At 61.4% G+C, this 20,846-nt stretch carries 24 protein-coding genes; 14 read left to right on the forward strand and 10 right to left on the reverse strand.

Going from position 1 to position 20,846, the window contains the following annotated elements; genetic code table 11:
- Positions 1 to 25: 25 nt before the first annotated feature.
- The 5 genes from rpiB to OO730_RS10005 form a co-directional block, all read right to left on the reverse strand.
- Positions 26 to 466 carry a ribose 5-phosphate isomerase B gene (rpiB, locus tag OO730_RS09985; protein ID WP_264981320.1) on the reverse strand — a complete coding sequence of 147 codons (441 nt, stop codon included), beginning with the start codon at positions 464 to 466 and terminating at the stop codon, positions 26 to 28.
- A gap of 25 nt (positions 467 to 491) precedes the next feature.
- Positions 492 to 797, reverse strand: coding sequence for a hypothetical protein (locus tag OO730_RS09990; protein WP_264981321.1), 306 nt, complete (start codon positions 795 to 797; stop codon positions 492 to 494).
- Entirely contained in the window at positions 797 to 1,678 is an 882-nt protein-coding gene (locus OO730_RS09995; RefSeq protein ID WP_264981322.1) for a hypothetical protein, read from the reverse strand. Before OO730_RS09995 ends, OO730_RS09990 begins: the two co-directional genes overlap by 1 nt.
- The gene (locus tag OO730_RS10000; RefSeq protein WP_264981323.1) at positions 1,678 to 3,396 is read right to left on the reverse strand and encodes a tetratricopeptide repeat protein; all 1,719 of its coding nucleotides are present in this window, start codon (positions 3,394 to 3,396) and stop codon (positions 1,678 to 1,680) included. The genes OO730_RS09995 and OO730_RS10000 overlap by 1 nt, the downstream gene beginning before the upstream one ends.
- A gap of 61 nt (positions 3,397 to 3,457) precedes the next feature.
- Complete coding sequence (locus OO730_RS10005) at positions 3,458 to 4,489, reverse strand: sigma-70 family RNA polymerase sigma factor (protein ID WP_264981324.1); 1,032 nt, start codon at positions 4,487 to 4,489, stop codon at positions 3,458 to 3,460.
- 262 nt (positions 4,490 to 4,751) lie between these two features.
- On the opposite strand from OO730_RS10005, the gene OO730_RS10010 reads away from it, so the two are divergent.
- From OO730_RS10010 to OO730_RS10055, 10 genes are all read left to right on the forward strand, one after another.
- Complete coding sequence (locus OO730_RS10010) at positions 4,752 to 7,169, forward strand: homocysteine S-methyltransferase family protein (protein WP_264981325.1); 2,418 nt, start codon at positions 4,752 to 4,754, stop codon at positions 7,167 to 7,169.
- Between the two features lie 214 nt (positions 7,170 to 7,383).
- On the forward strand, positions 7,384 to 7,935 hold the full coding sequence (locus tag OO730_RS10015; RefSeq protein WP_264981326.1) for a TlpA family protein disulfide reductase: 552 nt from the start codon (positions 7,384 to 7,386) through the stop codon (positions 7,933 to 7,935).
- A gap of 4 nt (positions 7,936 to 7,939) precedes the next feature.
- Positions 7,940 to 8,395, forward strand: coding sequence for an N-acetyltransferase (locus tag OO730_RS10020; RefSeq protein ID WP_264981327.1), 456 nt, complete (start codon positions 7,940 to 7,942; stop codon positions 8,393 to 8,395).
- 12 nt (positions 8,396 to 8,407) lie between these two features.
- Positions 8,408 to 8,938, forward strand: coding sequence for a hypoxanthine phosphoribosyltransferase (gene hpt, locus OO730_RS10025; protein WP_264981328.1), 531 nt, complete (start codon positions 8,408 to 8,410; stop codon positions 8,936 to 8,938).
- Positions 8,939 to 8,971: 33 nt separating this feature from the next.
- Positions 8,972 to 10,261 carry a DUF3426 domain-containing protein gene (locus tag OO730_RS10030; RefSeq protein ID WP_264981329.1) on the forward strand — a complete coding sequence of 430 codons (1,290 nt, stop codon included), beginning with the start codon at positions 8,972 to 8,974 and terminating at the stop codon, positions 10,259 to 10,261.
- A 300-nt stretch (positions 10,262 to 10,561) separates the two neighbouring features.
- Positions 10,562 to 10,864, forward strand: coding sequence for an AtpZ/AtpI family protein (locus OO730_RS10035; protein WP_264981330.1), 303 nt, complete (start codon positions 10,562 to 10,564; stop codon positions 10,862 to 10,864).
- Positions 10,824 to 11,249, forward strand: coding sequence for an ATP synthase subunit I (locus OO730_RS10040; RefSeq protein ID WP_264981331.1), 426 nt, complete (start codon positions 10,824 to 10,826; stop codon positions 11,247 to 11,249). The genes OO730_RS10035 and OO730_RS10040 overlap by 41 nt, the downstream gene beginning before the upstream one ends.
- A 27-nt stretch (positions 11,250 to 11,276) precedes the next feature.
- Positions 11,277 to 11,999 (forward strand): F0F1 ATP synthase subunit A, encoded by a 723-nt coding sequence (gene atpB / locus OO730_RS10045; protein ID WP_264981332.1) that lies wholly within the window; start codon positions 11,277 to 11,279, stop codon positions 11,997 to 11,999.
- Between the two features lie 76 nt (positions 12,000 to 12,075).
- Positions 12,076 to 12,384, forward strand: coding sequence for an ATP synthase F0 subunit C (locus OO730_RS10050; protein WP_264981333.1), 309 nt, complete (start codon positions 12,076 to 12,078; stop codon positions 12,382 to 12,384).
- Between the two features lie 117 nt (positions 12,385 to 12,501).
- Positions 12,502 to 13,134 carry a redox-sensing transcriptional repressor Rex gene (locus OO730_RS10055; RefSeq protein WP_264981334.1) on the forward strand — a complete coding sequence of 211 codons (633 nt, stop codon included), beginning with the start codon at positions 12,502 to 12,504 and terminating at the stop codon, positions 13,132 to 13,134.
- Between the two features lie 91 nt (positions 13,135 to 13,225).
- Here OO730_RS10055 and OO730_RS10060 read toward each other — a convergent pair whose 3' ends face one another.
- Together OO730_RS10060 and OO730_RS10065 are read right to left on the reverse strand one after the other, a co-directional pair.
- The gene (locus OO730_RS10060) at positions 13,226 to 13,531 is read right to left on the reverse strand and encodes a hypothetical protein (protein ID WP_264981335.1); all 306 of its coding nucleotides are present in this window, start codon (positions 13,529 to 13,531) and stop codon (positions 13,226 to 13,228) included.
- A 244-nt stretch (positions 13,532 to 13,775) separates the two neighbouring features.
- Entirely contained in the window at positions 13,776 to 14,462 is a 687-nt protein-coding gene (locus tag OO730_RS10065; RefSeq protein WP_264981336.1) for a response regulator, read from the reverse strand.
- Positions 14,463 to 14,746: 284 nt separating this feature from the next.
- Between OO730_RS10065 and OO730_RS10070 the strand changes: the two genes are divergently transcribed.
- Positions 14,747 to 14,962, forward strand: a complete 216-nt coding sequence (locus OO730_RS10070; RefSeq protein ID WP_264981337.1) for a hypothetical protein — start codon at positions 14,747 to 14,749, stop codon at positions 14,960 to 14,962.
- Positions 14,963 to 15,139: 177 nt separating this feature from the next.
- Here the strand turns inward: OO730_RS10070 and OO730_RS10075 are convergent, their stop codons facing one another.
- The gene (locus OO730_RS10075) at positions 15,140 to 16,303 is read right to left on the reverse strand and encodes a DegT/DnrJ/EryC1/StrS family aminotransferase (protein ID WP_264981338.1); all 1,164 of its coding nucleotides are present in this window, start codon (positions 16,301 to 16,303) and stop codon (positions 15,140 to 15,142) included.
- Between the two features lie 112 nt (positions 16,304 to 16,415).
- Complete coding sequence (locus OO730_RS10080) at positions 16,416 to 17,537, reverse strand: GGDEF domain-containing protein (RefSeq protein WP_264981339.1); 1,122 nt, start codon at positions 17,535 to 17,537, stop codon at positions 16,416 to 16,418.
- A 243-nt stretch (positions 17,538 to 17,780) separates the two neighbouring features.
- Between OO730_RS10080 and hisI the strand changes: the two genes are divergently transcribed.
- The 3 genes from hisI to OO730_RS10095 all read left to right on the forward strand — a co-directional run bounded on the left by hisI (position 17,781) and on the right by OO730_RS10095 (position 20,219).
- Positions 17,781 to 18,158, forward strand: a complete 378-nt coding sequence (hisI, locus tag OO730_RS10085; protein WP_264981340.1) for a phosphoribosyl-AMP cyclohydrolase — start codon at positions 17,781 to 17,783, stop codon at positions 18,156 to 18,158.
- On the forward strand, positions 18,155 to 19,033 hold the full coding sequence (hisG, locus tag OO730_RS10090) for an ATP phosphoribosyltransferase (protein WP_264981341.1): 879 nt from the start codon (positions 18,155 to 18,157) through the stop codon (positions 19,031 to 19,033). The genes hisI and hisG overlap by 4 nt, the downstream gene beginning before the upstream one ends.
- A gap of 457 nt (positions 19,034 to 19,490) precedes the next feature.
- Positions 19,491 to 20,219, forward strand: coding sequence for a TerC family protein (locus OO730_RS10095; protein ID WP_264981342.1), 729 nt, complete (start codon positions 19,491 to 19,493; stop codon positions 20,217 to 20,219).
- Between the two features lie 15 nt (positions 20,220 to 20,234).
- On the opposite strand, the gene OO730_RS10100 is transcribed toward OO730_RS10095, so the two are convergent.
- Positions 20,235 to 20,846: a class I SAM-dependent methyltransferase gene (locus OO730_RS10100; protein WP_264981343.1), complete on the reverse strand. Its 612-nt coding sequence runs from the start codon at positions 20,844 to 20,846 to the stop codon at positions 20,235 to 20,237.

Consider the following 20,846-nt stretch of genomic DNA (forward strand, 5'->3'; position numbering starts at 1 on the left):
ATGATGGTTTCCTTTTGAAGGTTGGTTATTTTGAGACGGTGTCGATGAGGTCGATGCGCCGCTGGTGCCGATCGCCCCCGAATTCGGTTTCGAGAAAAACCTTGAGAATTTCCAGGGCCAGTCCCTGGCCGGTGACGCGCTCGCCCATGCACAGGATGCGGGCATCGTTGTGCTCGCGGGCCATGCGGGCGTGAAATTCGTTGCTGCACAGGGCGGCGCGGATGCCCATCCGGTTGGCGGTCATGGACATGCCCAGGCCGGTGCCGCAGATGAGCACGCCGAGCTTGGATTCGTCTTTCGCAAGATTGTTGCAGACCTTGGCCGCGAAAAGCGGGTAGTCGCAGGAGTCGAGGCAGTCCGGGCCTTCGTCCTCCACGGCGTAGCCCCACTCCTTGAGCTTTGCGATGAACACGGATTTGAGATTGTAGCCCCCGTGGTCGGAGCCGATGACAATGGTTTTGCTCACGATATGATCCCCCGATTCCATCGTGTTAAGAGTTGCGGACGTTCTTCATCCGTTCTTCGCGGTCTCCTGCCAGCTCGTCCCGCAGGGTGGCGATCTCCTCTTTGAGGAAGGCGATCTGCTTGAGGCAGAGTTCCTTTTCCTCCTTGCGGCCCCGCGGCGCTTCCGCGATACGCCCGAGGATGCCATATTCTCGATCGAGTTCTTTTTCAAGTCTCGATATCTCGAACTTCCCGAGCTGGGCCCGGGTCAGCCATTTCATTTCGGCCAGCCAGGTCTTCAGACCGAGCAGAAAGATGTCCATGACCGTTTCTTTTTGGGGCTGAGCGTCCATTATTTGTCCTCGTAGATCACGGGGATTTCCCCTGTGGATTCGTGGTTGTAGCCGTTGTCCAGCCGGACGGGCTCGACACCGTCGGGCAGGGCGAGGTCCAGGGACTCGGCAGGCCAGGGTTTCAGCATAAGCTCCCGGGACTTTATGTGCAAGACGCCCTTCTCCCCGTTGTCCAGGGCCAGCGTCACCTTGTTCGGCAGGGGGGCCTTTTTGCCCTCGGGTTCCTGGTAGCGGTTGATCTCCAGCCGCCATGTCCTGGCCCCGGCATAGGATTTGGAGGTGAGGCCCTCGACGAGCACCGGGCGGCCGACCACGTCCAGGGTGATCCGGGTGACCAGGCCGTCCTTCAGGTCGAAGACGAAGCCGGGGTTGTTGCCGTCGATCTGCCGGGCTGCGGCGTAACCCCTGGCGGCCAGGTCGGAGAAGTCGCCCGCCAGTACGGCGGCCAGCACCTTGAGCGAGAAGGGAAAGGGCATGCCCAGCCGGGTCGCGCCGAGCACCGGGTTGACGTGGGTGTAGGCCTCGTTGTCCGAGGGATAGAAGACGAGCAGGCCGTCGCCGTTCTCGCGGATGTGGGCCAGCAGTTTGCCGATGGAGGCGGACACGTCCATGCGCATGGCCCCGCCGAAGTCGCCCCACAGGGTGGTCAGGGTGCGGTTGGTCCGCTTGCGGGGCCGGATCTGCGAATAATAGAGGGACGCCTTGACCTTCACGGCGGGCGCCTCGGGCCGGACGCAGTAGTTGGCGCGGAAGGACTTCCAGGCCGCCTTGGGGGCGTGCAGCACCGTGCCGGGCGGCGTCTTGGGCGTGCAGCCTGCCACGGCCAGCAGGAGCAGGGCGGCCAGCAGGGCGGGCAGGGAAGTCGGCCGGGGTCGGGTCATTACAGATTTCCGAGTTTGCTCCGCACCGCTTCGGGATCGGCAGCGTGGAATTTCAGGGAGAGGTTGTATCCCCTGCGCGCCTCGGCCTTCTTGCCCAGAGCGGCGGCGATGTCGCCGTAATGTTCCCAGATGGTGGGGTCGGTGTCCACCAGGTCGATGGCGTGGCGGATGTATTCCCAGGCCTTGTTGAGGTCCTGCATCTTGAAGTGGACCCAGGCCACGGAGTCGAGGATGTAGCCGCTCTCGGGCTCCAGGGAGGACGCCTTGGTCACCAGGACCAGGGCCCGTTCAAGCTCCCTGCCTTCCTCGGCCAGGGTGTAGCCCACGTAGTTCAGGGCGTTGGCGTGATCCGGATGGGCGCGGATGACGCTCTCCATCAGGGCCAGCCCCTCGTCGCGCCGGTCCAGGACCTCGTAGACCAGGGCCAGCTCGTAGGTCAGCTCCGGGTTGTTCGGCAGCCGCTTGAGCCCTTCCTTCAGGGTGCGTTCGGCTCCCCGGAAGTCCTCCTCCTGCTTGAGCAGGGAGGCCTCGAGGATGTAGAAAATGGGGGCGTTCGGGTAGAGCTTCTTGCCGTCCACGGCGATGTTCAGGGCCTCTTCGGCCTTGCCCTGGGCGCTGAGAATCTGGGCCCGGAAGCGCAGGGCGTGCGGGTAGAGGCGGTCGGTCTTGTCGACCATGCCCAGGAAGCCGAGCGCCTTTTCCATGTCGTTTTCGCCCTCGTTGGCGATGACGGCCTTGTAGAAGTAGTACTCTGCCGGGACCGAGCCGTCCGAGGTTAGCATGTCCAGCACCGTGGACCCCTGGGCGTAGAACCCGTCGTTGATGAAGGTCAGGACCGCGTCCAGGACGAAATCCTTGGTGGGCGGGCCGTCCAGGGCGAGCTTAAGGGCCTTGTCCGGGTTGTTCAGCTTGAGGTCGAGGTTGATCAGCCGCAGCCGGGCCTCGGGGAAGGACTCGTTCTGCTCCAGGATGGCGGTGTAGATGGCCTCGGCGGACGCGTAGTCCTTGGCCAGTTCATACTGGTAGGCCAGCTCCACCTGGGCCTCGGTGAACTCCGGGTCCATCTTGACGGCCTTTTTGAGGTTGGCGATGGCCGCCTTGCGCATGCCCAGGTTCCCCTGGACCCGGCCCATGGAGTAGAGGGCGTCGGGCCCCCGCTCCGCCTCGGGGATGCCCTTGAGCACGTCCAGGGCCTCGGCGTCGCGTCCCGCGTCCATGAACATCTGGCCCAGCTTCTCGCGGGACTGGATGTCGTCGGGGTTGTCCTTCAGGAATTCGTCCATGATCGCGATGGCGTCGTCCACCCGGTCGTCGGCCACGTAGGAGTTGGCCAGGTACACGGTCAGCAGCCGGTCGCCGGGGAACTTGGCCAGGCCTTCCTTGAGGATGGCCCGGGATCGGGCCGTGCCCTCGCTGTGATTCCAGAACAGCCCGGCCTTTTCGACGTAGAGCTGGGGAGAGGGCGCCACGGCGATGACCTTGTCCAGGGCCTCGACCGTGGCGTCCTGCAGCTGCCGGGCCTCTTTCAGCTTCATGGTGCTGCGGTCGCCGCGGCTGAGTTCGCGCTGGATCTGCTGCAACCGGTCCAGATAGACGAGGTAGTCGTAGTTCACCTGCGCCTCGGGCGTCATGGGGTAGGCCCGGTACTTCGGTGCGGCCCCCCGTCCGGAGGCGCAGCCCGTCAGGACCAGGCCCGCCATGAGGATCATGGCCGCCATTGTTGCGCGTCTGTAAAACCGGTGTGTTCTCTGCATCCGTTCTTCCGTTTGAGTGAAATGCCTAATCGTGTTCCAGGACCCATTCCTTGGAGAAGCCCTTGACCCGCCCGGCCATGTGCTCGCGAATCTTGGCCAGCAGCCGGGCCTCGATCTGGCGCACCCGCTCCCTGGTCACCCCGAATTCCTCGCCGATCTCGCGCAGGGTCACGGGGTCCTCGGACAGGAGCCGCCGGTCGAGGATGGCCTCTTCCTTCTCGTTCAGGGTGGGCCGAATCTCCCTGATATTGTCGAGCAGCAGGTCCACGATCTGGCCGTTGGCGATGGACTCCTCCACGCCAGGGGCCAGAGACGGCAGGAAATCCATCTTGGTGGTGTCGGAGTCGTCGCCCAGGGGCGCGTTCAGGGACATGTCGTTCTTGGAAAGCCGCTGGTCCATCTCCTCGATCTCGGCCTCGGACACCCCGAGCCGCTCGCTCAGGACCTCGGTGGACGGGTCGAAGCCCAGGGTCTGGAGCCGCTGCCTTTCCTTGTTCAGGTTGTAAAAGAGCTTGCGCTGGGTCTGGGTGGTCCCGATCTTGACCATGCGCCAGTTGTCCATGATGTACTTCAGGATGTACGCCTTGATCCAGAAGGCCGCGTAATAGGAGAACTTGATCCCCTTTTCCGGGTCGAACTTGGTCACGGCCTTGAGCAGCCCGACGTTGCCCTCCTGGATCAGGTCCAGTCCGTTCTGCATCCAGCGACGCTGAAAGTCCATGGCGATCTTGACCACCAGGCGCAGGTGGGAGGATATGATCTTGAAGGCCGCGTCCTGGTCGTTCTCCTCCTGAACCCGCTTGGCCAGTTCGTATTCCTCTTCCGGCTCCAGCATGGGGAACCGGGCGATCTCCTTGAGGTAGAGCTGCAGCGGGTCGCGGACCTGCACCGCCTTGGAAGAGGGGGTGAGGTTGAGCGCCGGGAGCTTCTCCTCCGCACTGCCGGCCTTGGCCGGGGGATTGACGGGAATCGCGTTGGGCCCGTCAAGGTCGAGATCATCTTCGCCGGGTTCAACGATTTCCGGTTCGATCACGGTTGTTTCGTCGTTCGATATCATTGTATGCTTGGGTGGGCGGCGTGCGCCCGGTTCAATACTTAATATTAAGAGCAAGAAATTGACACTATAGATTTTGGCTACCCTAGGCAATGATTTTCACTTGGGCCAAGTTTGTGCAAAAACATGCCCATGCAAACCAGGCTCCAGACGAAGGGTGCGAAAAAAGCCTTGATTTCTGGCGTCTCCGGGTCTATATCAAGACATCTTGATATAAGAATACGCGATTCGGCAGCCCTTTGCGGCCCGTTCCAGGGAGGATACAGTGCCCGATTTCAGGTCCATACTCGACGACGACAGAATCTACTATTTCGACGGCGGCTACGGCACGCTTCTGCAGAGCAGGGGGCTGCCCGCCGGGTTGTCGCCCGAACTCTGGGGGCTCAAGGCGCCCGAGGTCATCCGCGGCGTTCATCAGGACTACCTGGACGCCGGGGCGGATATCCTGACCACAAACACCTTCGGCGGGTCCCGGCCCAAGCTCGGACTGGACGCCGATCCCTACGAACTGAACAAGGCCATGACCGCCCTGGCCCGCCAGGTGGCCGGGGACCGGGCCTTCGTCGCCGCCTCCATCGGCCCCACCGGCCATTTTGTCAAGCCGCTGGGCGACCTGACCTTCCGTGAGCTGGTGGACATCTACAAGGAGCAGATCAAGGGGTGCGTGGACGGCGGAGCCGACCTCATCCTGGGCGAGACCCATTTCGACCTGGCCGAGGCCAAGGCAGTGGTCGTCGCCGCCCGCCTGGTCTGCGACCTGCCCGTGGCCGTCTCCATGACCTTTGAGGGACCGGCCTCCCTGACCGGCACCTCGCCCCAGACTTTCGTGGACACCATGCAGAACATGGGCGTGGAACTCATCGGCACCAACTGTTCCGCCGGGCCCGAGCAGATGCACGATACCCTGCGCGCCTGGGCCCCCCGGCTGGAAACGCCGACCTTTGCCGAGGCCAATGCCGGGCTGCCCGTGCTGGACGCCGACGGCAACACCTCGTTCCGGCTGCCGCCCGAGCCGTTCGCCGAACAGGCCGCCGGGTTCGTGGAGCTGGGGGCCAAGTTCATCGGCGGCTGCTGCGGCACCACGCCCGACCACATCCGCGCCCTGCGCGCCAAGGTGGGCGACGCAACCTGGGTCCGCCCGCAAAAGACCGACAACGCGCAGCTGGTGCTGACCTCCCGGTCGGTTTCCGTGCCCATCGGGTTCGACCATCCCGGCGTGATCATCGGCGAGCGCATCAACCCCACGGGCAAGAAGCAGCTGACCGCAGAACTCCAGGAATCCGTGTTCACCGAGGCCCATCGGTTCGCGGCCGAGCAGGTGGAGCAGGGCGCTCCGGTGCTCGATGTCAACGTGGGCGCGCCCATGGTGGACGAGGTGGCGCTCCTGCCCGAGCTGGCCATCTCCCTGACGGGCCGGTTCACCGCGCCCCTGTCCATCGATTCCAACGACGCCAAGGCCGTTGAGGCCGGGCTGTGGGGCTACCCAGGCTCGCCGCTGGTCAACTCCATCTCCGGCGAGCCCGGCAAGATGGAGGAACTCGGCCCCCTGTGCAAGCTCTTCGGCGCGCCGTTCATCCTCCTGCCCATCGTGGGCAACAAGCTGCCGGTCACGGCTGCGGAGCGGATCGAGGTCATCGAGGGCCTCCTGTCCAAGGCCGACGCCCTGGGCATCCCGCGCCGTCTGATCATGGTGGACGCCCTGGCCCTGACCGTCTCCTCCAAGCCCGAGGCCGCGCGCCATTCCATGGAGGTCATGCGCCACTGCCGGGACGAGTGGAACCTGCCCACCACCATCGGGCTGTCCAATATCTCCTTCGGCCTGCCCGCCCGCGAGCTGCTCAACTCCACCTTCCTGACCCTGTCCATGGCGTCCGGGCTCTGCTCGTTCATCGCCAACCCCAACTCAGCGCGCATCCAGGAGTCGCTGCACGCCGCCGAGGTGCTGCTCAACCGCGACCCCCAGGCCGAGCGCTACATCGACAAATACTCCGATTGGACCGGCGGTTCGTCAGCCGCTTCCGCTCCGTCGTCCGCCGCTTCCAAGGGAGGCGACACGGCCGGGCTGCCGCCTGTGCAGGCCGCCGTGATCAAGGGAGACAAGGACGGGGTCGTCGCCCTGGTGGAGACCGAACTGGCCAACGGCATGGCGGCCATGAACATCGTCAACGACCTGCTCATTCCCGGCATCCTGGCCGTGGGCGACAAGTACGAGAAAAAGGAATACTTCCTGCCCCAGCTCCTGCAGAGCGCAGAGACCATGCAGACCGCCTTCCAGCGTCTCCAGCCGCTCCTGGAAGAGGACGGCTCCGCAGGCGAAAAGCCCGTGGTGGTCATGGCCACCGTGGAGGGCGACATCCACGACATCGGCAAGAACATCGTCTGCCTGATGCTCAAGAACTACGGCTTCGAGGTGGTGGACCTGGGCAAGGACGTGCCTGCCGAAAAGATCGTGGCCGCCGCCGCCGAGCACAACGCGGCCGTCATCGGGCTGTCCGCGCTCATGACCACCACCATGGTGCGCATGGAAGACACCGTGAAGCTGGTGGCCGAACGCGGCCTGGACGCCAAGGTCATCATCGGCGGCGCGGTGGTGACGGAAAAGTTCTGCACCGCCATCGGCGCGGACGGCTGGTCCACCGACGCGGTGGCCGCCGTCAAGCTGGCCCAGCGGTTGACGCAATAGATATTCCCGGGGGAAGGGGAGGAAAAACCCTTTGGAAAGGGTCCTTTCCTCCCCTTCCCCCGGCCCCCCATCCCTCCCTTTTCCCAAATCTTTTCGGCGTTGTTTCGATGCGGTGCAGGTCTTCCGGGCGGTTCGGAAATACTCTCCTTTCCAGCTCTTTTATTTGACCGGCTTCTCTGGTATCGTCGCGTATTCAACGAACAAGAGGAGACCCATGCATATATTCCGGTATATTACGATAATATCATTGCTTTTGGTGGCCCTGGCGGCCTGCTCGGGGGCTGAGGAGCCGTCCGGGGACAAGGCGCAGGAGCCCGACTTCAAGGCAGCGGCCCCGGCCAAGGCGGTCAAGGCCGCAGCCACGGACGGCGGCGACATCCTCGAGCTGGACTCGACCGGGCTGAAGGACTATCTGGCCGCCAACACGGGCAGGCCCACCCTGGTCATGCTCTGGGCCACCTGGTGCCCGTCCTGCAAGCAGCAGATTCCCGAACTGGAGCAGCTGGAAAAAACCCACGGCGACACGGTCAACATCATCGCCCTGTCCGTGGACGAGAACAGGAAGGCGCTGGAGCGCTACCTGGAAAAGAAGCCCATGGCCCTGACGGTGGCCTGGGGCGACCAGCAGATCGCCCGGGATCACAACGTGGAGGCCATCCCCACGCTGCTCATCTTCGACAAGTCCGGCAAGAAGATCTTCGGCCAGCCCGGCGTGTTCCCCGCATCCATGCTCGGAGCCATGGCCGACAAGCTGGTGAATGGGTAGCCGCATGATCCGCAAGGCACGCATCAAGGATGTCAGGGCGATTCACGGTCTGCTCATGCACACCGAGGAGCATGACGGGCTGGTCCTGCCGCGCTCCTTCAGCCAGTTGTATTCGCACCTGCGCGATTTCGTGGTGGCCGTGGAGGACGGCGAGGTCATCGGCTGCTGCGCCCTGAGCCTGATCTGGGAAGATCTGGCCGAGATTCGCTCCCTGGTGGTTTCCCCGAAACACCGGGGCAAGCACCTGGGCCGCAAGCTGGTGGAGGCCTGCCTGAGCGAAGCCGTGACATTGGGCATATACAGGGTGTATACCCTGACCGAGGTGGCCGGCTTCTTCGCCCGCCTGGGCTTTGTGGAGGAAGGCATGGAGTCCCTCAATCAAAAAATATTCCTGGACTGTCTCAACTGTCCGAGGTTCCCGGATCTCTGCAACGAGGTCGCCATGACCATCAACCTGTAACCATTCGGAAAAATGGCACATAAACTCACACCCTTCATCACCGCGGAGCAGATAGCGGAACGGAACAAGGCACTGGGGCAGGAGATCACCAAGAGCTACGACGGCGGCGAACCCCTGGTCTGCATCTGCGTGCTCAAGGGCGCGTTTCTCTTCTACTCCGACATCGTCCGGCAGATCGACCGCGACATCGAGGTGGATTTCGTCCGCCTGGCCAGCTACGGCACGGCCACGTCCCGGTCCGAGGACATAGTCTTTTCCAAGGATCTGGAGATTTCCATCGAGGGCAAGGACGTGCTCGTGATCGAGGATATCGTCGATACCGGCCATTCCATGGATTTCCTCCTTCGGGTCCTGCGGATGAGAAATCCAAAGAGTTTGAAAATTTGTGCACTTATTGATAAGCATGAACGACGGGAAAAGAAGATCCAGGTCGATTTTGCCGGATTCAAGCTCACTGAAGGATTCATTGTGGGCTATGGCCTGGACTATGCCGAACGGTACCGCGAACTGGGCGGCATCTATGAGCTGTCCACGGAAGCGTAAGAATAATAACCCGGATTCCCTGGAGATCGAACTATGATCCTCACCTGTCCGAATTGCGACACCCGCTACAACCTTCCTGACGAGAAAATCCCGGCCGGGGGCGCCAAGGTCAAATGCTCCAAGTGCGGCCAGGTGTTCAAGGCCGAGTTGCCTCCGGAGACCCCGGAGGAGGAAGTCGAGGCCCTGCTGGAAGAGGAAAGCGCCGGCGGCGACACCCAGGCGGGTGACGATTTCGACGAGACTTTCGAAGACGTGGCCGCAGGGGCCGGAGCGGGCGGCGACGAGATAGAGGAGCCGGAGGACGAGCCTGCCGGGGATGGCGGCTTGGACGACGACCTGTTCGGCGACGATGAAGAAGAGGGCGCGGAGCTCGACGACGGGTCCCCCGAGGGACCGGACGAGGACCTGCCCGAGACCGAAGAAACGCCTGACGCCGACGACCTGTTCGACGAATCTGCGGACGATATGCCCGAGGCGGACGAAGACCTGTCCGGGGACGAGGACGACGATCTCGGCGGCGACCTGTTCGACGATGATGACGACGAGGACGAGGAAGCGTCCGTCGAGGAAGATATTTTTGCCGACACCGGCGACGACTCCGACGACGACCTGTTCGAGGACGATGACGAGGATCCCTTCGAGGACGGCGGCGTCGAGGAGGACGAGGACGAGAACGACGAGGGCGGCGACGTGTTCGGCGACTCCCTCGAGCTGGACGACGACAAGGGCAAGGGGAGCCGCAAGTCCCTGGGCTGCCTGATCGTCATGCTCGTCATTGCCCTGGGACTGGGCGCGGCCATCTACTTCAAGGTCTGGACCTACATGGGCATCAACCTGGGCGACATGCTCAAGAACGTACCGTTCGTGGGCCAGATGTTCATGGAGGAGACCGGCGGCGGCGAAGAGACCGATCCCGGCGAGTCCCCGGCCGAGCGGGTGCGCAAGATCGAGCTGAAGAACGTCAAGCAGTACTATGTGGCCAACGAGAAGGCGGGCAACCTGTTCGTGGTCGAGGGCAAGGCGGTCAACAAGTTCGCCAAGCCCAAGGAGCGGATCAAGGTCGAGGTCATCCTGTACGACGATACCAACAACGTTCTGACCTCCCAGTCCTTCCTGTGCGGCAACGTGCTCTCTCAATTCCAGCTTCAGGTGCAGACCGAGAAGGAGATCAGGGACGGCCTGGACAGCGAAGTCGGCATCCTGTCCAACAACACCTTTATCCGGCCCGGCGCGTCCACGCCGTTCATGGCCGTGTTTTTCCAGCCTCCGACCGGAGTCAAGGAATTCATGGTCAAGGTGGTGGACGTCGGCGACCCCCAATAACCCTGTCCGAAAACGGAATTACCGGCGGGAGAACCACATGGTTCTCCCGCTTTTTTGTGGCGAAAAAAGAATTTTGGGGGTAATTTCACATGCAGCGGCAGAATCGGGGCGGAAGCCTTGGCAAGCAAAGCTTTCCCCGCTGCGGGACAAAGTTCCGAACAGGGCGGTTTTTCGGAAAAATGCATTGACGGGAAATGACAGCCTGTGCTACTCCTCCTCCACTTGTGAAGGATTGCACGAGTTGCCTTCCGGGGGCGCATTTTCCCGGGACCCGTGTAACCACTCTCACAAGGTGTGAACATGCTCTTTTCTAAAGACGGACGATGGGTGCAGATAACGCAACTGGGCGGCACTGCAGGAACGTTGGGATTACACCTCGTTTCCGCCATCATCGTCGGACTCGTCATAGGGTACTTCCTGGATGATTACTTCGGGACCAAGCCTTGGATGATCATGATCTTCTTCATCGTGGGGGTCGTGGCCGGGTTCAAGATGGTCTTCGAGGATTTCCGGAAGCTGCAACGACGGGAAGAGGCGCGAAAAGCAAGTTCTTTGAAACAGGATGGAGAAGAAGGTGCTGGGCAGGATGAACCAAAGGCTTGAGCGTTTGCTCGTTTGGGGCGGATTCGACAAGCCCGACGTACGCATCGTTGTCCGCAATCAGATTTATGTGTCGCTGGGGACCTCTCTAGTGATCATGCTGGTAACACTTTTTTCCCGATGGTCTTTTGCGTATCTGGCAGGGGCAATGCTTGCCCTGGTCAATTTCTGGACTCTCGCCCGCGTAGTCCAGTCTTTGGTTCACGACCGGAGCAAGGGACCGTATCTCCTGTTTGTTATATTCATGGGTAAAATGACTCTGAGCGGGCTGGTCCTCTGGTGGCTGATCGGAGTCGAACGAGTTCCCCACTGGGGGCTGATAGCAGGTCTCGGAACCGTGGTGGTAAACATCACCGCAACCGGCCTGGTTCAGTTGGGGAAAAAATAGCCTAGCTGCTTTCAAGGAGGCTCGGATATGGGTTTTTCAGGTGGATTAGCTCACCCTCTTCTTTACATGGACATGCTGAAAAGCATCGGCCATTGGGGCGCAACGGTTGAACATGCACTCGGCGTGCAGTCCATCAACCATGTGCTGTACATGTGGCTGGTCATGGCCATCATTCTTTCTCTCGGCCTGATCGTCCGCAGCCGCCTTCAGTTGGTTCCCGGCGGCCTCCAGAACGTTTTCGAGACCATTATCGGCGGTCTGGAAGATTTCGTCGTGGCAAACGTCGGCCAGGAAGGCCGTCAGTTCATGCCGCTTCTGTGCACCATCTTCATCTTCATCCTGGGCATGAACTGGATCGGTCTGGTTCCGGGCTGTGATGCTCCCACCGCGAACATCAACACCCCGGCCGCCATGGCCATCATCGTGTTCCTGTACTACCAGTATGTGGGTATCAAGAAGTGGGGCGCAGGCTACATCAAGCACTTCATGGGCCCGGTCCCCGCACTGGCTCCGCTCATGCTCATCCTGGAACCGGTTTCGCATCTCGCCCGCCCGCTGAGCCTGACGCTTCGTCTCTTCGGCAACATCCGCGGCGAGGAAATCGTTCTGATCCTGATGTTCATGCTGGCGCCGCTGGTCGGTTCCCTGCCCATGTACTTCCTGTTCATCCTTGCAAAGACCATCCAGGCATTCATCTTCTTCATGCTGACGATGCTCTATCTGCAGGGTGCCACCGAGCACGCTCACTAAGAGCCTGCCGCACCAATCAATGGGGAAATGGTCCTTGGACCACAACATATTACGTAATCCATTTGGAGGATTTACAATGAAAACCGCTAAAATTCTGTTCACCACCCTGGCTATGGTTCTGGTTGCTTCCGTTGCTTTCGCTTCCGAAGGCGCCGATCCCGTCATGTCCGCCAAAGCATACGCCACCGCCATCGGCATGGGCATCGCTGCCGGCCTCTGCGGCATCGGTCAGGGCATGGGCGTCAAGGGCGCTTGTGAAGGCATCGCTCGCAACCCCGAAGCCGGTGGCCAGCTGTCCACCACTCTGATCCTCGGCCTGGCCTTCATCGAATCCCTGGCCATTTACGCCCTGGTCGTCAACCTGATCCTGCTCTTCGTCGTCTAGTTTCAGACTAACGAATGCATATTGGGGGGGAGGCTTCGGCCTCCCCTTTTCCGGCTTTTTCTTGTTAAAATTTTCACATGGATAGGGCTTTTTTTCCTTGTTTAAGAGGCAGTTACATTGAAAAGCGAACACATCCCCAAAGCGACCATAGGCAGGCTGGCAGTCTACATCCAGGTGCTCGAAAACCTGCTTCGGGATGGCAACGAAGTCATCTCGTCGGAGAAGCTCGCCCGAGCCTGTTCGGTCAACTCCTCCCAAATCAGAAAGGATCTCGCTTATTTCGGTGAATTCGGCGTGCGCGGCGTGGGTTACTACGTGCAGGAGCTGATCACCTCCATCAAGCTGTCTCTCGGCATCGACAGGGTCTGGAAGTGCGCCCTTATCGGCGTGGGCAACATGGGCAGCGCGCTTTTGCGGCACCACGACTTCGAAAAGCGCGGCTTCAAGATCTGCGCGGCCTTTGACTGCGACCCGGACAAGATCGGTCTCGAGTTCGAGGGCATGGAAATCGTCTGTCCCACCCACCTCAAGGAACAGGCCCCGGAACTGAACCTCGAGATCGGTCTCATCGCCACGCCCCCCGACCGCGCCCAACGCGCCGCCAACCATCTGGTGGACGCCAACATCAAGGGCATCATCAACTTCGCGCCTTCCAGGATCAACGTACCGAAGCACATCCCCGTGGAATATGTCGATTTCTTCGACCATCTTTACGCGGTGGCTTTCCAGATCACGCTCGGCACCGACTAACCGCTTTCAGCGGGAGCGGATTTTTTTTGACGTGGGCGGCTTGCAACAGCAGGCCGCCTGTGAACGTTCGGCCCCTCTCCCGTTGTCCGCATCATTGCTTCACGGCTTCCGACTCGACCTCGTATGTCAGCTGCGGGTGCGGCGTTTTGGCGGTGGTCGGGCCGAAACCCTTTTCAATCATCCCGAGCTCTCGAATGATGTAGGACACATTGAGCAGGACCTGCTTGGTCTGATAGTCGGACAGGGGCAGGGAAACATCTTCCACGTTGTCCCGTATGCGCTCGGCCTCGACAAGGAGCTTTTCGATCGCCCTTTCAAAGGCTCCCTGCGTGTTCAGGGTCTTGTTGACAAGGTCGTCGATGATTTGGATTGCCTTTTCGGCGCTTGGATTTTCCATGTCAGAATCTGCCCTCCAATTCGGTTGTTTTGAATTGTCGAGCAAAATCCACGCCTTGCAGTGTTAAGTTATGTCAATGAAGGGTGTGGATTTGTTTCATTTTATTCGTGAGGCGGCGGACCCGCGTTCTTGAACCGCTTGGTTGGTGTCAGGGGGGCGAATCCACGCGCCCGGCAGTGGACGGGCAACAAAAAACCCGGCCCACTGGGGATTCTGGCGGGCCGGGTTGTTCGGTCGTCTCCGTCTATGCCTTGAAGCGGTAGCCCACGCCCCGGATGGTTTCTATCCAGGCGGCGTAGGGGCCGAGTTTCTGTCGCAGCCTGCGCACGTGGGTGTCCACGGTCCGGGAGTAGCCTTCGAAATGGGTGTCCCAGACGGTGTCCAGGAGGTTGTCGCGGGTCTGGACCTTGCCCGCACCGGAGATGAGCACCGTGAGGAGTTTGAACTCCGTTGCCGTCAGGGCCGTGGGCTCGGAGTCGATCTCGATCTGGTGCGCCTCGAAGTCCACCCTGAGGCCCTCGCGTTCCCAGAGCTTGGGCGCGTTGGGCTCCGGTGCGCCGTAGCGGCGCAGGATGGCCTTGATGCGGAGCACGAGTTCACGCGGGGAAAACGGCTTGACCACGTAGTCGTCGGCACCGAGTTCGAGGCCGACGATCTTGTCCACCTCCTCGCCCTTGGCCGTGAGCATGATGATGGGGATGCGGGCCAGGGTGGGGTCGCCCTTGAGCTGGCGGCAGACTTCCAGGCCGTCCACGCCCGGCATCATGAGATCGAGCAGGATGATGTCCGGCTTGAACGCCTGGGCGAGTTCCATGCCGAACTGGCCGTCCTCTGCGGCGGCCACATCGAAACCGGCTGCGGTGAGGTTGTATTTGAGCAGTTCCCGGGTATCTCTATGGTCTTCGACCACCAGAACTTTTTGTGCTGACACGTTGAAGCTCCTTTGAGTGTTTCGGGTCCGCTATACATGAACTCTGTAACAATGAGTGTTACATATGGGTAACAATTTTTCAACATTGCCGGTTGGTTCCCACCTGCGGGACCCCTTTCCCGGCACTCGGGGGAGTCGTTTCGGGGTGGCGGGTGAGCCGTTTGCAACCGGCTGATATGATGAATGAAAATAATCCGTTTTCAGCCATAAAGAGCTTTGCCCGGCGTGCCGATAGGGTAGGTAACACCCGCAATAACCGCCTTTCATCCCGGAGCGAGCGAAATATGTATTATCACGGATTCGACAAGAAATTTCCCTCTGGCAGCAAATATTGGACACTGTACGACGACCAGCTCATCGGCATGCTTTTTTCCAAGATCGTGAACAAGACCATGAGCGTGGAGACTCCAGACGCGGACTCCGAGGAGATCGTTGACGAGATGGTCCAGAACCTGTTCGATCTCTGTTTTTACATCAACAAGGACTTTCACGACTGTTGAGTCGCACGGTTCGTTCTCAAATCCATGGCAAAGGCCCGGCGGAATGGTTCCGCCGGGCCTTTGTCTTCGGGTTGTTCATGGCTGGAGGCTCTTTCCCGCCTCATGGTCGGGTCAGCCGGGGTGCGGCCTCGCAGGGTCGGGAATCGGGAATCAGGTGAGGCGACGAACGGCCTTCAGCTAGTCCTCCAGCGAGAGTTTGACGGCCTTGATCACATCGGCCACGTCCTCATCGGTCAGTTTGGCGGAGAGCGGCAGGCTGATGGTCTGTCGGCCCAGGGCGACGGCATGGGGCGTGTCCTCGAGCTTCCAGCCGAAGCGTTCCTGGTAGTAGGGGTGCTCGGGCACGGCCAGATAGTGCACGCCTGCGCCGATGCCTTCCTTGGTCAGCCGCATCAGCAGCTGGTCGCGGTCGATGCCGGAGTACACCGGGTCCACCATCAGGGTGTACAGGTGCCGGGCGTGGCGGGTGCCCGGCTCTTCGGGCGCGGGGGTGCCCACGGCCATGTCCTTGAAGGCCTCCTGGTACGTGTCCCATATCTCGCAGCGGCGGACGAAGTAGTCTTCCACCCGCTTGAGCTGGTGGATGCCGATGGCGGCCTGGATGTCCATCATGTTGTATTTGAACCCGGCGTGGACCACGGCGTAGTGCTTGTAGCCTTCGTCGGAGAACCGTTTCCAGGCGTCTGCGGACATGCCGTGCAGGCCGAGTATCTTGACGTTCTTGATGTCCGCCTCGTCGTGGGCGATGATCATGCCGCCCTCGCCGGTGCAGACGTTCTTGGTGACGTAGAAGGAAAAGCAGCCGAAGTCGCCGAAGGTCCCGGCGTGGCGTCCCTTGTAGGTGGTCTCGATGGCGTGGGCGCAGTCCTCCACCACCTTGAGGCCGAACTCGTCGGCAAGGGCCATGATCCCGTCCATGTCGCAGGGGCGGCCCGCGAAATGCACGGGCAGGATGGCCCGGGTGCGGTCTGTGATCTTTTCGCGGATGCGGTCCGGGTCGATGTTCTGGGTGACCGGGTCCACGTCGGCCAAGACCGGGGTACACCCGGCGTGGATGATGGCGTTGACCGAAGCGCAGAAGGTCAGCGGCGTGGTGATGACCTCGTCGCCGGGCTTGAGGCCCAGTGCCACCAGGGAGAGATGCAGGGCCGCCGTGCACGAGTTGCAGGCCGCGGCGTGCCTGCCGCCCACGTAGGCGGCGAAATCGGCTTCGAACCGGGCCACCTTGGGGCCGGTGCCGAGCCAGCCGGTTTTCATGGAGGCGACCACTTCGTCAATTTCGTCCTGCTCGATGCGGGGCGCACCGAAGACGAGGAAATTATCCTTGCTACGAACAGGCATGTCCGTTTGCTCCTTTTAGAGGTTTCGTGTGGCGAGATTTAGCAGATAAATGCTGGGGGGTAAACGGTGGTTGGCGGCTGTCCGGACGGGAATTGCGGGGGGCCGGTCGTGGTCAGAAGTGCACGCCGTTGCGGCCGCATCGCTTGGCGGCATACAGGGCGTCGTCCGCCTGCCGGTACAATAAATCCATTGTGTCGGCTTCCGAGATCAGGGAGGAAACCCCGATGCTGATGGTGACATTCAGGGAAACCCCGTCGAACTCGAACGGCAGGTCGCCGACGGTCTTGCGGATGCGTTCCGCCGCCGACAGGGCCTGTTCCCTTGTGGCGTGGGGCATGAGGATCGCAAATTCCTCGCCGCCTATCCGGCCGAAGATGTCGACCACGCGGAGGATGCGGGATATCCGTTCGGACAGGGCGACCAGCACCGCGTCCCCTGCTGCGTGTCCTGACGAATCATTGACGTCCTTGAAATGGTCGATATCCATGAGGAGCAGGGAGCACGGGTGCCCGTAGCGCTTGGCGGCCTCGAATTCCCGTTCGCACAGTTCCGTGACCCGCCTCCGGTTGAGGAGCCCGGTGAGGGCGTCGGTCTCGGCCTTGCGTTTGAGTTCGGTCAGAGCCACATGCTCCCGCCGCTGCGCCGCCCCGAACCGGATGCAGAAATAGAGCCCGAAACCGTTGGCCAGGGCGAAGACCAGGAAGGAGTTGGCGACATAGCCGGGCGGGGCGTCGGTGAAGAGGGCGAGGGTCGCGAGATAGGCCACCGAACCCAGGCCGCCGCTGATGATCGACTGCCATATCTGGGGCGGCTGGAAGAGATAGAACGTCAGGACGATGAAGGCCGTTATCGGCGTCCCCCCCATGATGAATACGTCGGCCTTGAGGTACAGCTCCAGGCTCTCGGTGGCCATCAGGATCGCCATGTATACGCCGGCGGCCATGCCCATGTCGCCGGAGCCGGTCTTTTCCCTGAAGGTGAGGATGAACGGGACGAGCCCGGCCAGGGCGGTCAGGCACCGGGCCGCGAGGAGCAGGTTGAGATCGGGGCCGGAGATTTCCAGGGAGTCGGCGTACGCGGCTCCGAGGTAGGCCAGCGCCGTGATGGCACAGACGAAGCGCAACCGCCGTCTGGTGTGCGGCAGCTTGGCTCGCTGAAAATCCTTTTCGGCCTGGGGATCGGACAGCCTGCCAAGGCCGTCGACTTCCGGCTGCTGTTCAGGTTTCTGGTACATCGTAGGTGCCGCCCGGGGATATGTTTCGTGGCCAGGATCATATTCTTTATCAAATGGTTGTTTGAATAACAATAACCCTGTTGCCCCCTCCGGGCCCGGCCCGTCGGCCCTTGACCTGCGCGGCGGCAGGTGACAATCAGGATACGGTTGCAGGGTGGAGTTGCGCTTCCCATCGTGATTGGCTATATACCCCATCCGGCCCAATCCCGGACCGCAATAATCATCTGATACGAGGTACCGCAAGTGATCAGACCAGATTTCGAGAAAATGGACGGACTTGTCCCCGCCATCGCACAGGACGCCGAGACCGGCGAAGTCCTGATGATGGCCTACATGAACGAAGCATCCTGGGACAAAACCCTGGAGACCGGCGAGGTCCATTACTGGAGCCGCAGCCGACAGGAGTTATGGCATAAGGGCGGTACCTCGGGCCATACTCAGAAGGTGAAGTCCATCCGCATCGACTGCGACGACGACACCTTGGTCATTCTCATCGAGCAGATCGGCGGCGCGGCCTGCCACAAGGGCTACCGCTCCTGTTTTTATCGCGAATTGAAAGACGGCGAGGTCGGCGAATGCTCGCCCTACGTCTTCGACCCCAAAGAGGTATATAAAAAATGAGTGAACAGATTCTCCGACTCGGCGTCCCCAAGGGCTCTCTCCAGGAAGCGACCATCAAGCTGTTTGAAAAGGCGGGATGGAAGATCAAGCTGCACAACCGCAACTACTTCCCGGACATCGACGACGACCGTATCAAGTGCTCCCTGGCCCGGGCTCAGGAAATGTCCATGTACGTGGAGAACGGCACCTTCGATGTCGGCCTGACCGGCATGGACTGGATCAAGGAAAACAAGTCCGACGTGGTCGTGGTGGATGACCTGATCTACTCCAAGGTCAGCAACCGCAAGGCCCGCTGGGTGCTGTGCGTCAAGGGCGACTCCCCGTACAAGCGGCCCGAGGACCTGGACGGCAAGAAGATTTCCACCGAACTGGTCGGCTTCACCAAGGAGTACTTCCAGTCTTTGGGCGTCAACGTGGACGTGTCCTTTTCGTGGGGCACCACCGAGGCCAAGGTGGTCGAGGGGCTGTGCGACGGCATCGTGGAGATCACCGAGACCGGCACCACCATCCGGGCCAACGGGCTGCGGATCATTGCCGAGTTGATGCAGACCAACACCCAGATCATCGCCAACAAGGACGCCTGGGCCGATCCCGAGAAGCGCAGGCTCATCGAGGAGATCAACCTGCTCCTGCAGGGCGCGCTGCGCGCCGGCAAGATGGTCGGGCTGAAGATGAACCTGCCCAAGGACAAGCTGGCCGAGCTCAACGGCACCCTGCCCAGCCTCAACTCCCCCACCGTGGCCGAGCTGCAGGACCCCAACTGGCTGTCCGTGGAGGTCATGGTCGAGGAAAAGATCGTCCGCAACCTGATCCCCAGGCTCGTGGAGTTCGGTGCCGAGGGCATCATCGAGTACCCGCTGAACAAGGTCATTTAGGTTATACCGTACCAAGAAGATGGGAGCCGGGAGAAGCGTTGCTTTTCCCGGCTTTTTTTTGTCCGTAGCGCATGCGCGGCGGGGAACCACTCGCCATCCTGAAAGAGTGTTTCGCCTTTACGGCGACTTGCTTTTTGCTGAGCGGCAAAAAGGAAGCAAAAAGCGCTTTTGGGGCTGTGCTCCGGCAAGCGGGACCAAGAGCCTGTAGGCGGCTTCACTGCCCGAAAAGAAGATTCGTGAACGAACGCTTTTCGGGCTGCGTTGCGCCGCCTTGGACAGGCTCTAAGTCCCGCTTGCCCATTGTTCGTCTTTGAGAGGTATACCGGCTTTGGTGTGGAAGGGGGGGCAAAGAGTTATCGGGAAGCTTGGTTTGGTGCTGACAACGTCGCTGTATTGCGCCTTCCATAAACCGGGGGCTTTCCCTATACTCCTGCAAGCACACCAAGGAGAATCACCCATGCTGGAAGGACTGTTTACCCTCGAGAGTATGATAGCCCTGGTCACCCTGGCGAGCCTGGAGATCGTGCTCGGCATCGACAACATCGTGTTCGTGGTGGTGGTCACCAACAAGCTGCCCGAGGCCTCCCGCGACCTGGCCCGGAAAATGGGCATCGGCCTGGCAATGGTCACGCGCATCGCGCTTCTGCTCGTCATCTCGGCCATCATGGGGCTGACCGCGCCGCTGTTCACCGTGTTCGAGCACGTGGTCTCGGGCCGCGATCTGGTACTGCTCACGGGCGGGCTGTTCCTGCTGGCCAAGGCGACCCACGAGATTCACGACAAGCTGGAGGGACCGGGCGACGGGGTGGGCCGCGTGCACGCCAAGTACTCCTATGCCGGGGCCATCATCCAGATCCTGCTCCTCGACCTCGTCTTTTCGCTGGATTCGGTCATCACCGCCGTGGGCATGGCCCGGCATGTGGAGATCATGATCGCGGCCATCGTCATCGCCGTCCTGGTCATGCTCCTGTTCTCCGGGCCGGTGTCGGACTTCGTGTCCGACCACCCCACCGTGCAGATGCTCGCCTTTTCCTTCCTGCTCCTGGTGGGCGTCTTCCTGGTGGCCGAGGGGCTCCACAAGCACATCGACCGGGGCTACATCTATTTCGCCATGGCCTTTTCCCTGTTCGTCGAGTTCCTCAACCTGCGCATGAAGAAGGCCCGGCGCAAGAAGGCGCCGTCCTGATCGGGGCAACCGGGATCATTCGGGGACCGGGATCGAGTACACCCCGGCCCAGCCGCTGAAAAAGGTCTGTTCGCACCGTCCCGCGAGCCCTGCCGCGCGCAGGAACCCGTCCGTCCCGCCCCTGTCCATGTATTCCCTGAAGTGCCCGTGGTGCGCCGTGCCGGCCAGGCGTTCCACCGTGGCGATCATGTGCCCGGTCCACCACCCGTTGCCGGGCCTTGCCCTGTAGTCGGCCACCATGACGACGCCTCCGGGCCGGACGATGCGCCGTGCCTCGGACAAAATGGTCCGGGCTGTGTCCCGGGGTTTTTCGTGCAGGGAGAAGCTGAGGGCGGCACCGTCCAGGGAATCGTCGTCGAGGGGGAGGGCGGCGGCGTCCGCCAGGATGAAGCGGGCGGAGTGCTTTCGGACGGCCACGCCGAGCATGGCCGGGGACAGGTCTATGCCCAAAGCGGTCATGCCTTCCCGGTCGGCCAGGCCCGCCAACATGCCGGTGCCGCAGCACAGGTCGGCCATGGACGTGCAGCCGTGCCCCTTGAGCCGGTCGGCCAGCTCCCGGTAAATCGGTCGCAGGGCGGCCCCGATCAGCGGGTCGTAGAGCAGGGCGAATCGTTGGTACTCGTCCAT

Source organism: Pseudodesulfovibrio portus (assembly GCF_026000375.1).
In the GTDB taxonomy this organism is placed as follows: Bacteria; Desulfobacterota; Desulfovibrionia; order Desulfovibrionales; family Desulfovibrionaceae; genus Pseudodesulfovibrio; species Pseudodesulfovibrio portus.

Coding starts and splice junctions, on each gene's coding strand:
- OO730_RS09990 (WP_264981321.1), bottom strand. CDS start 797: ATGGACGCTCAGCCCCAAAAAGAAACGGTCATGGACATCTTTCTGCTC.
- OO730_RS09995 (WP_264981322.1), bottom strand. CDS start 1,678: ATGACCCGACCCCGGCCGACTTCCCTGCCCGCCCTGCTGGCCGCCCTG.
- OO730_RS10000 (WP_264981323.1), bottom strand. CDS start 3,396: ATGGCGGCCATGATCCTCATGGCGGGCCTGGTCCTGACGGGCTGCGCC.
- OO730_RS10005 (WP_264981324.1), bottom strand. CDS start 4,489: ATGATATCGAACGACGAAACAACCGTGATCGAACCGGAAATCGTTGAA.
- OO730_RS10015 (WP_264981326.1), top strand. CDS start 7,384: ATGCATATATTCCGGTATATTACGATAATATCATTGCTTTTGGTGGCC.
- OO730_RS10020 (WP_264981327.1), top strand. CDS start 7,940: ATGATCCGCAAGGCACGCATCAAGGATGTCAGGGCGATTCACGGTCTG.
- hpt (WP_264981328.1), top strand. CDS start 8,408: ATGGCACATAAACTCACACCCTTCATCACCGCGGAGCAGATAGCGGAA.
- OO730_RS10030 (WP_264981329.1), top strand. CDS start 8,972: ATGATCCTCACCTGTCCGAATTGCGACACCCGCTACAACCTTCCTGAC.
- OO730_RS10035 (WP_264981330.1), top strand. CDS start 10,562: ATGCTCTTTTCTAAAGACGGACGATGGGTGCAGATAACGCAACTGGGC.
- OO730_RS10040 (WP_264981331.1), top strand. CDS start 10,824: ATGGAGAAGAAGGTGCTGGGCAGGATGAACCAAAGGCTTGAGCGTTTG.
- atpB (WP_264981332.1), top strand. CDS start 11,277: ATGGGTTTTTCAGGTGGATTAGCTCACCCTCTTCTTTACATGGACATG.
- OO730_RS10050 (WP_264981333.1), top strand. CDS start 12,076: ATGAAAACCGCTAAAATTCTGTTCACCACCCTGGCTATGGTTCTGGTT.
- OO730_RS10060 (WP_264981335.1), bottom strand. CDS start 13,531: ATGGAAAATCCAAGCGCCGAAAAGGCAATCCAAATCATCGACGACCTT.
- OO730_RS10070 (WP_264981337.1), top strand. CDS start 14,747: ATGTATTATCACGGATTCGACAAGAAATTTCCCTCTGGCAGCAAATAT.
- OO730_RS10075 (WP_264981338.1), bottom strand. CDS start 16,303: ATGCCTGTTCGTAGCAAGGATAATTTCCTCGTCTTCGGTGCGCCCCGC.
- OO730_RS10080 (WP_264981339.1), bottom strand. CDS start 17,537: ATGTACCAGAAACCTGAACAGCAGCCGGAAGTCGACGGCCTTGGCAGG.
- hisG (WP_264981341.1), top strand. CDS start 18,155: ATGAGTGAACAGATTCTCCGACTCGGCGTCCCCAAGGGCTCTCTCCAG.
- OO730_RS10095 (WP_264981342.1), top strand. CDS start 19,491: ATGCTGGAAGGACTGTTTACCCTCGAGAGTATGATAGCCCTGGTCACC.
- OO730_RS10100 (WP_264981343.1), bottom strand. CDS start 20,846: ATGGACGAGTACCAACGATTCGCCCTGCTCTACGACCCGCTGATCGGG.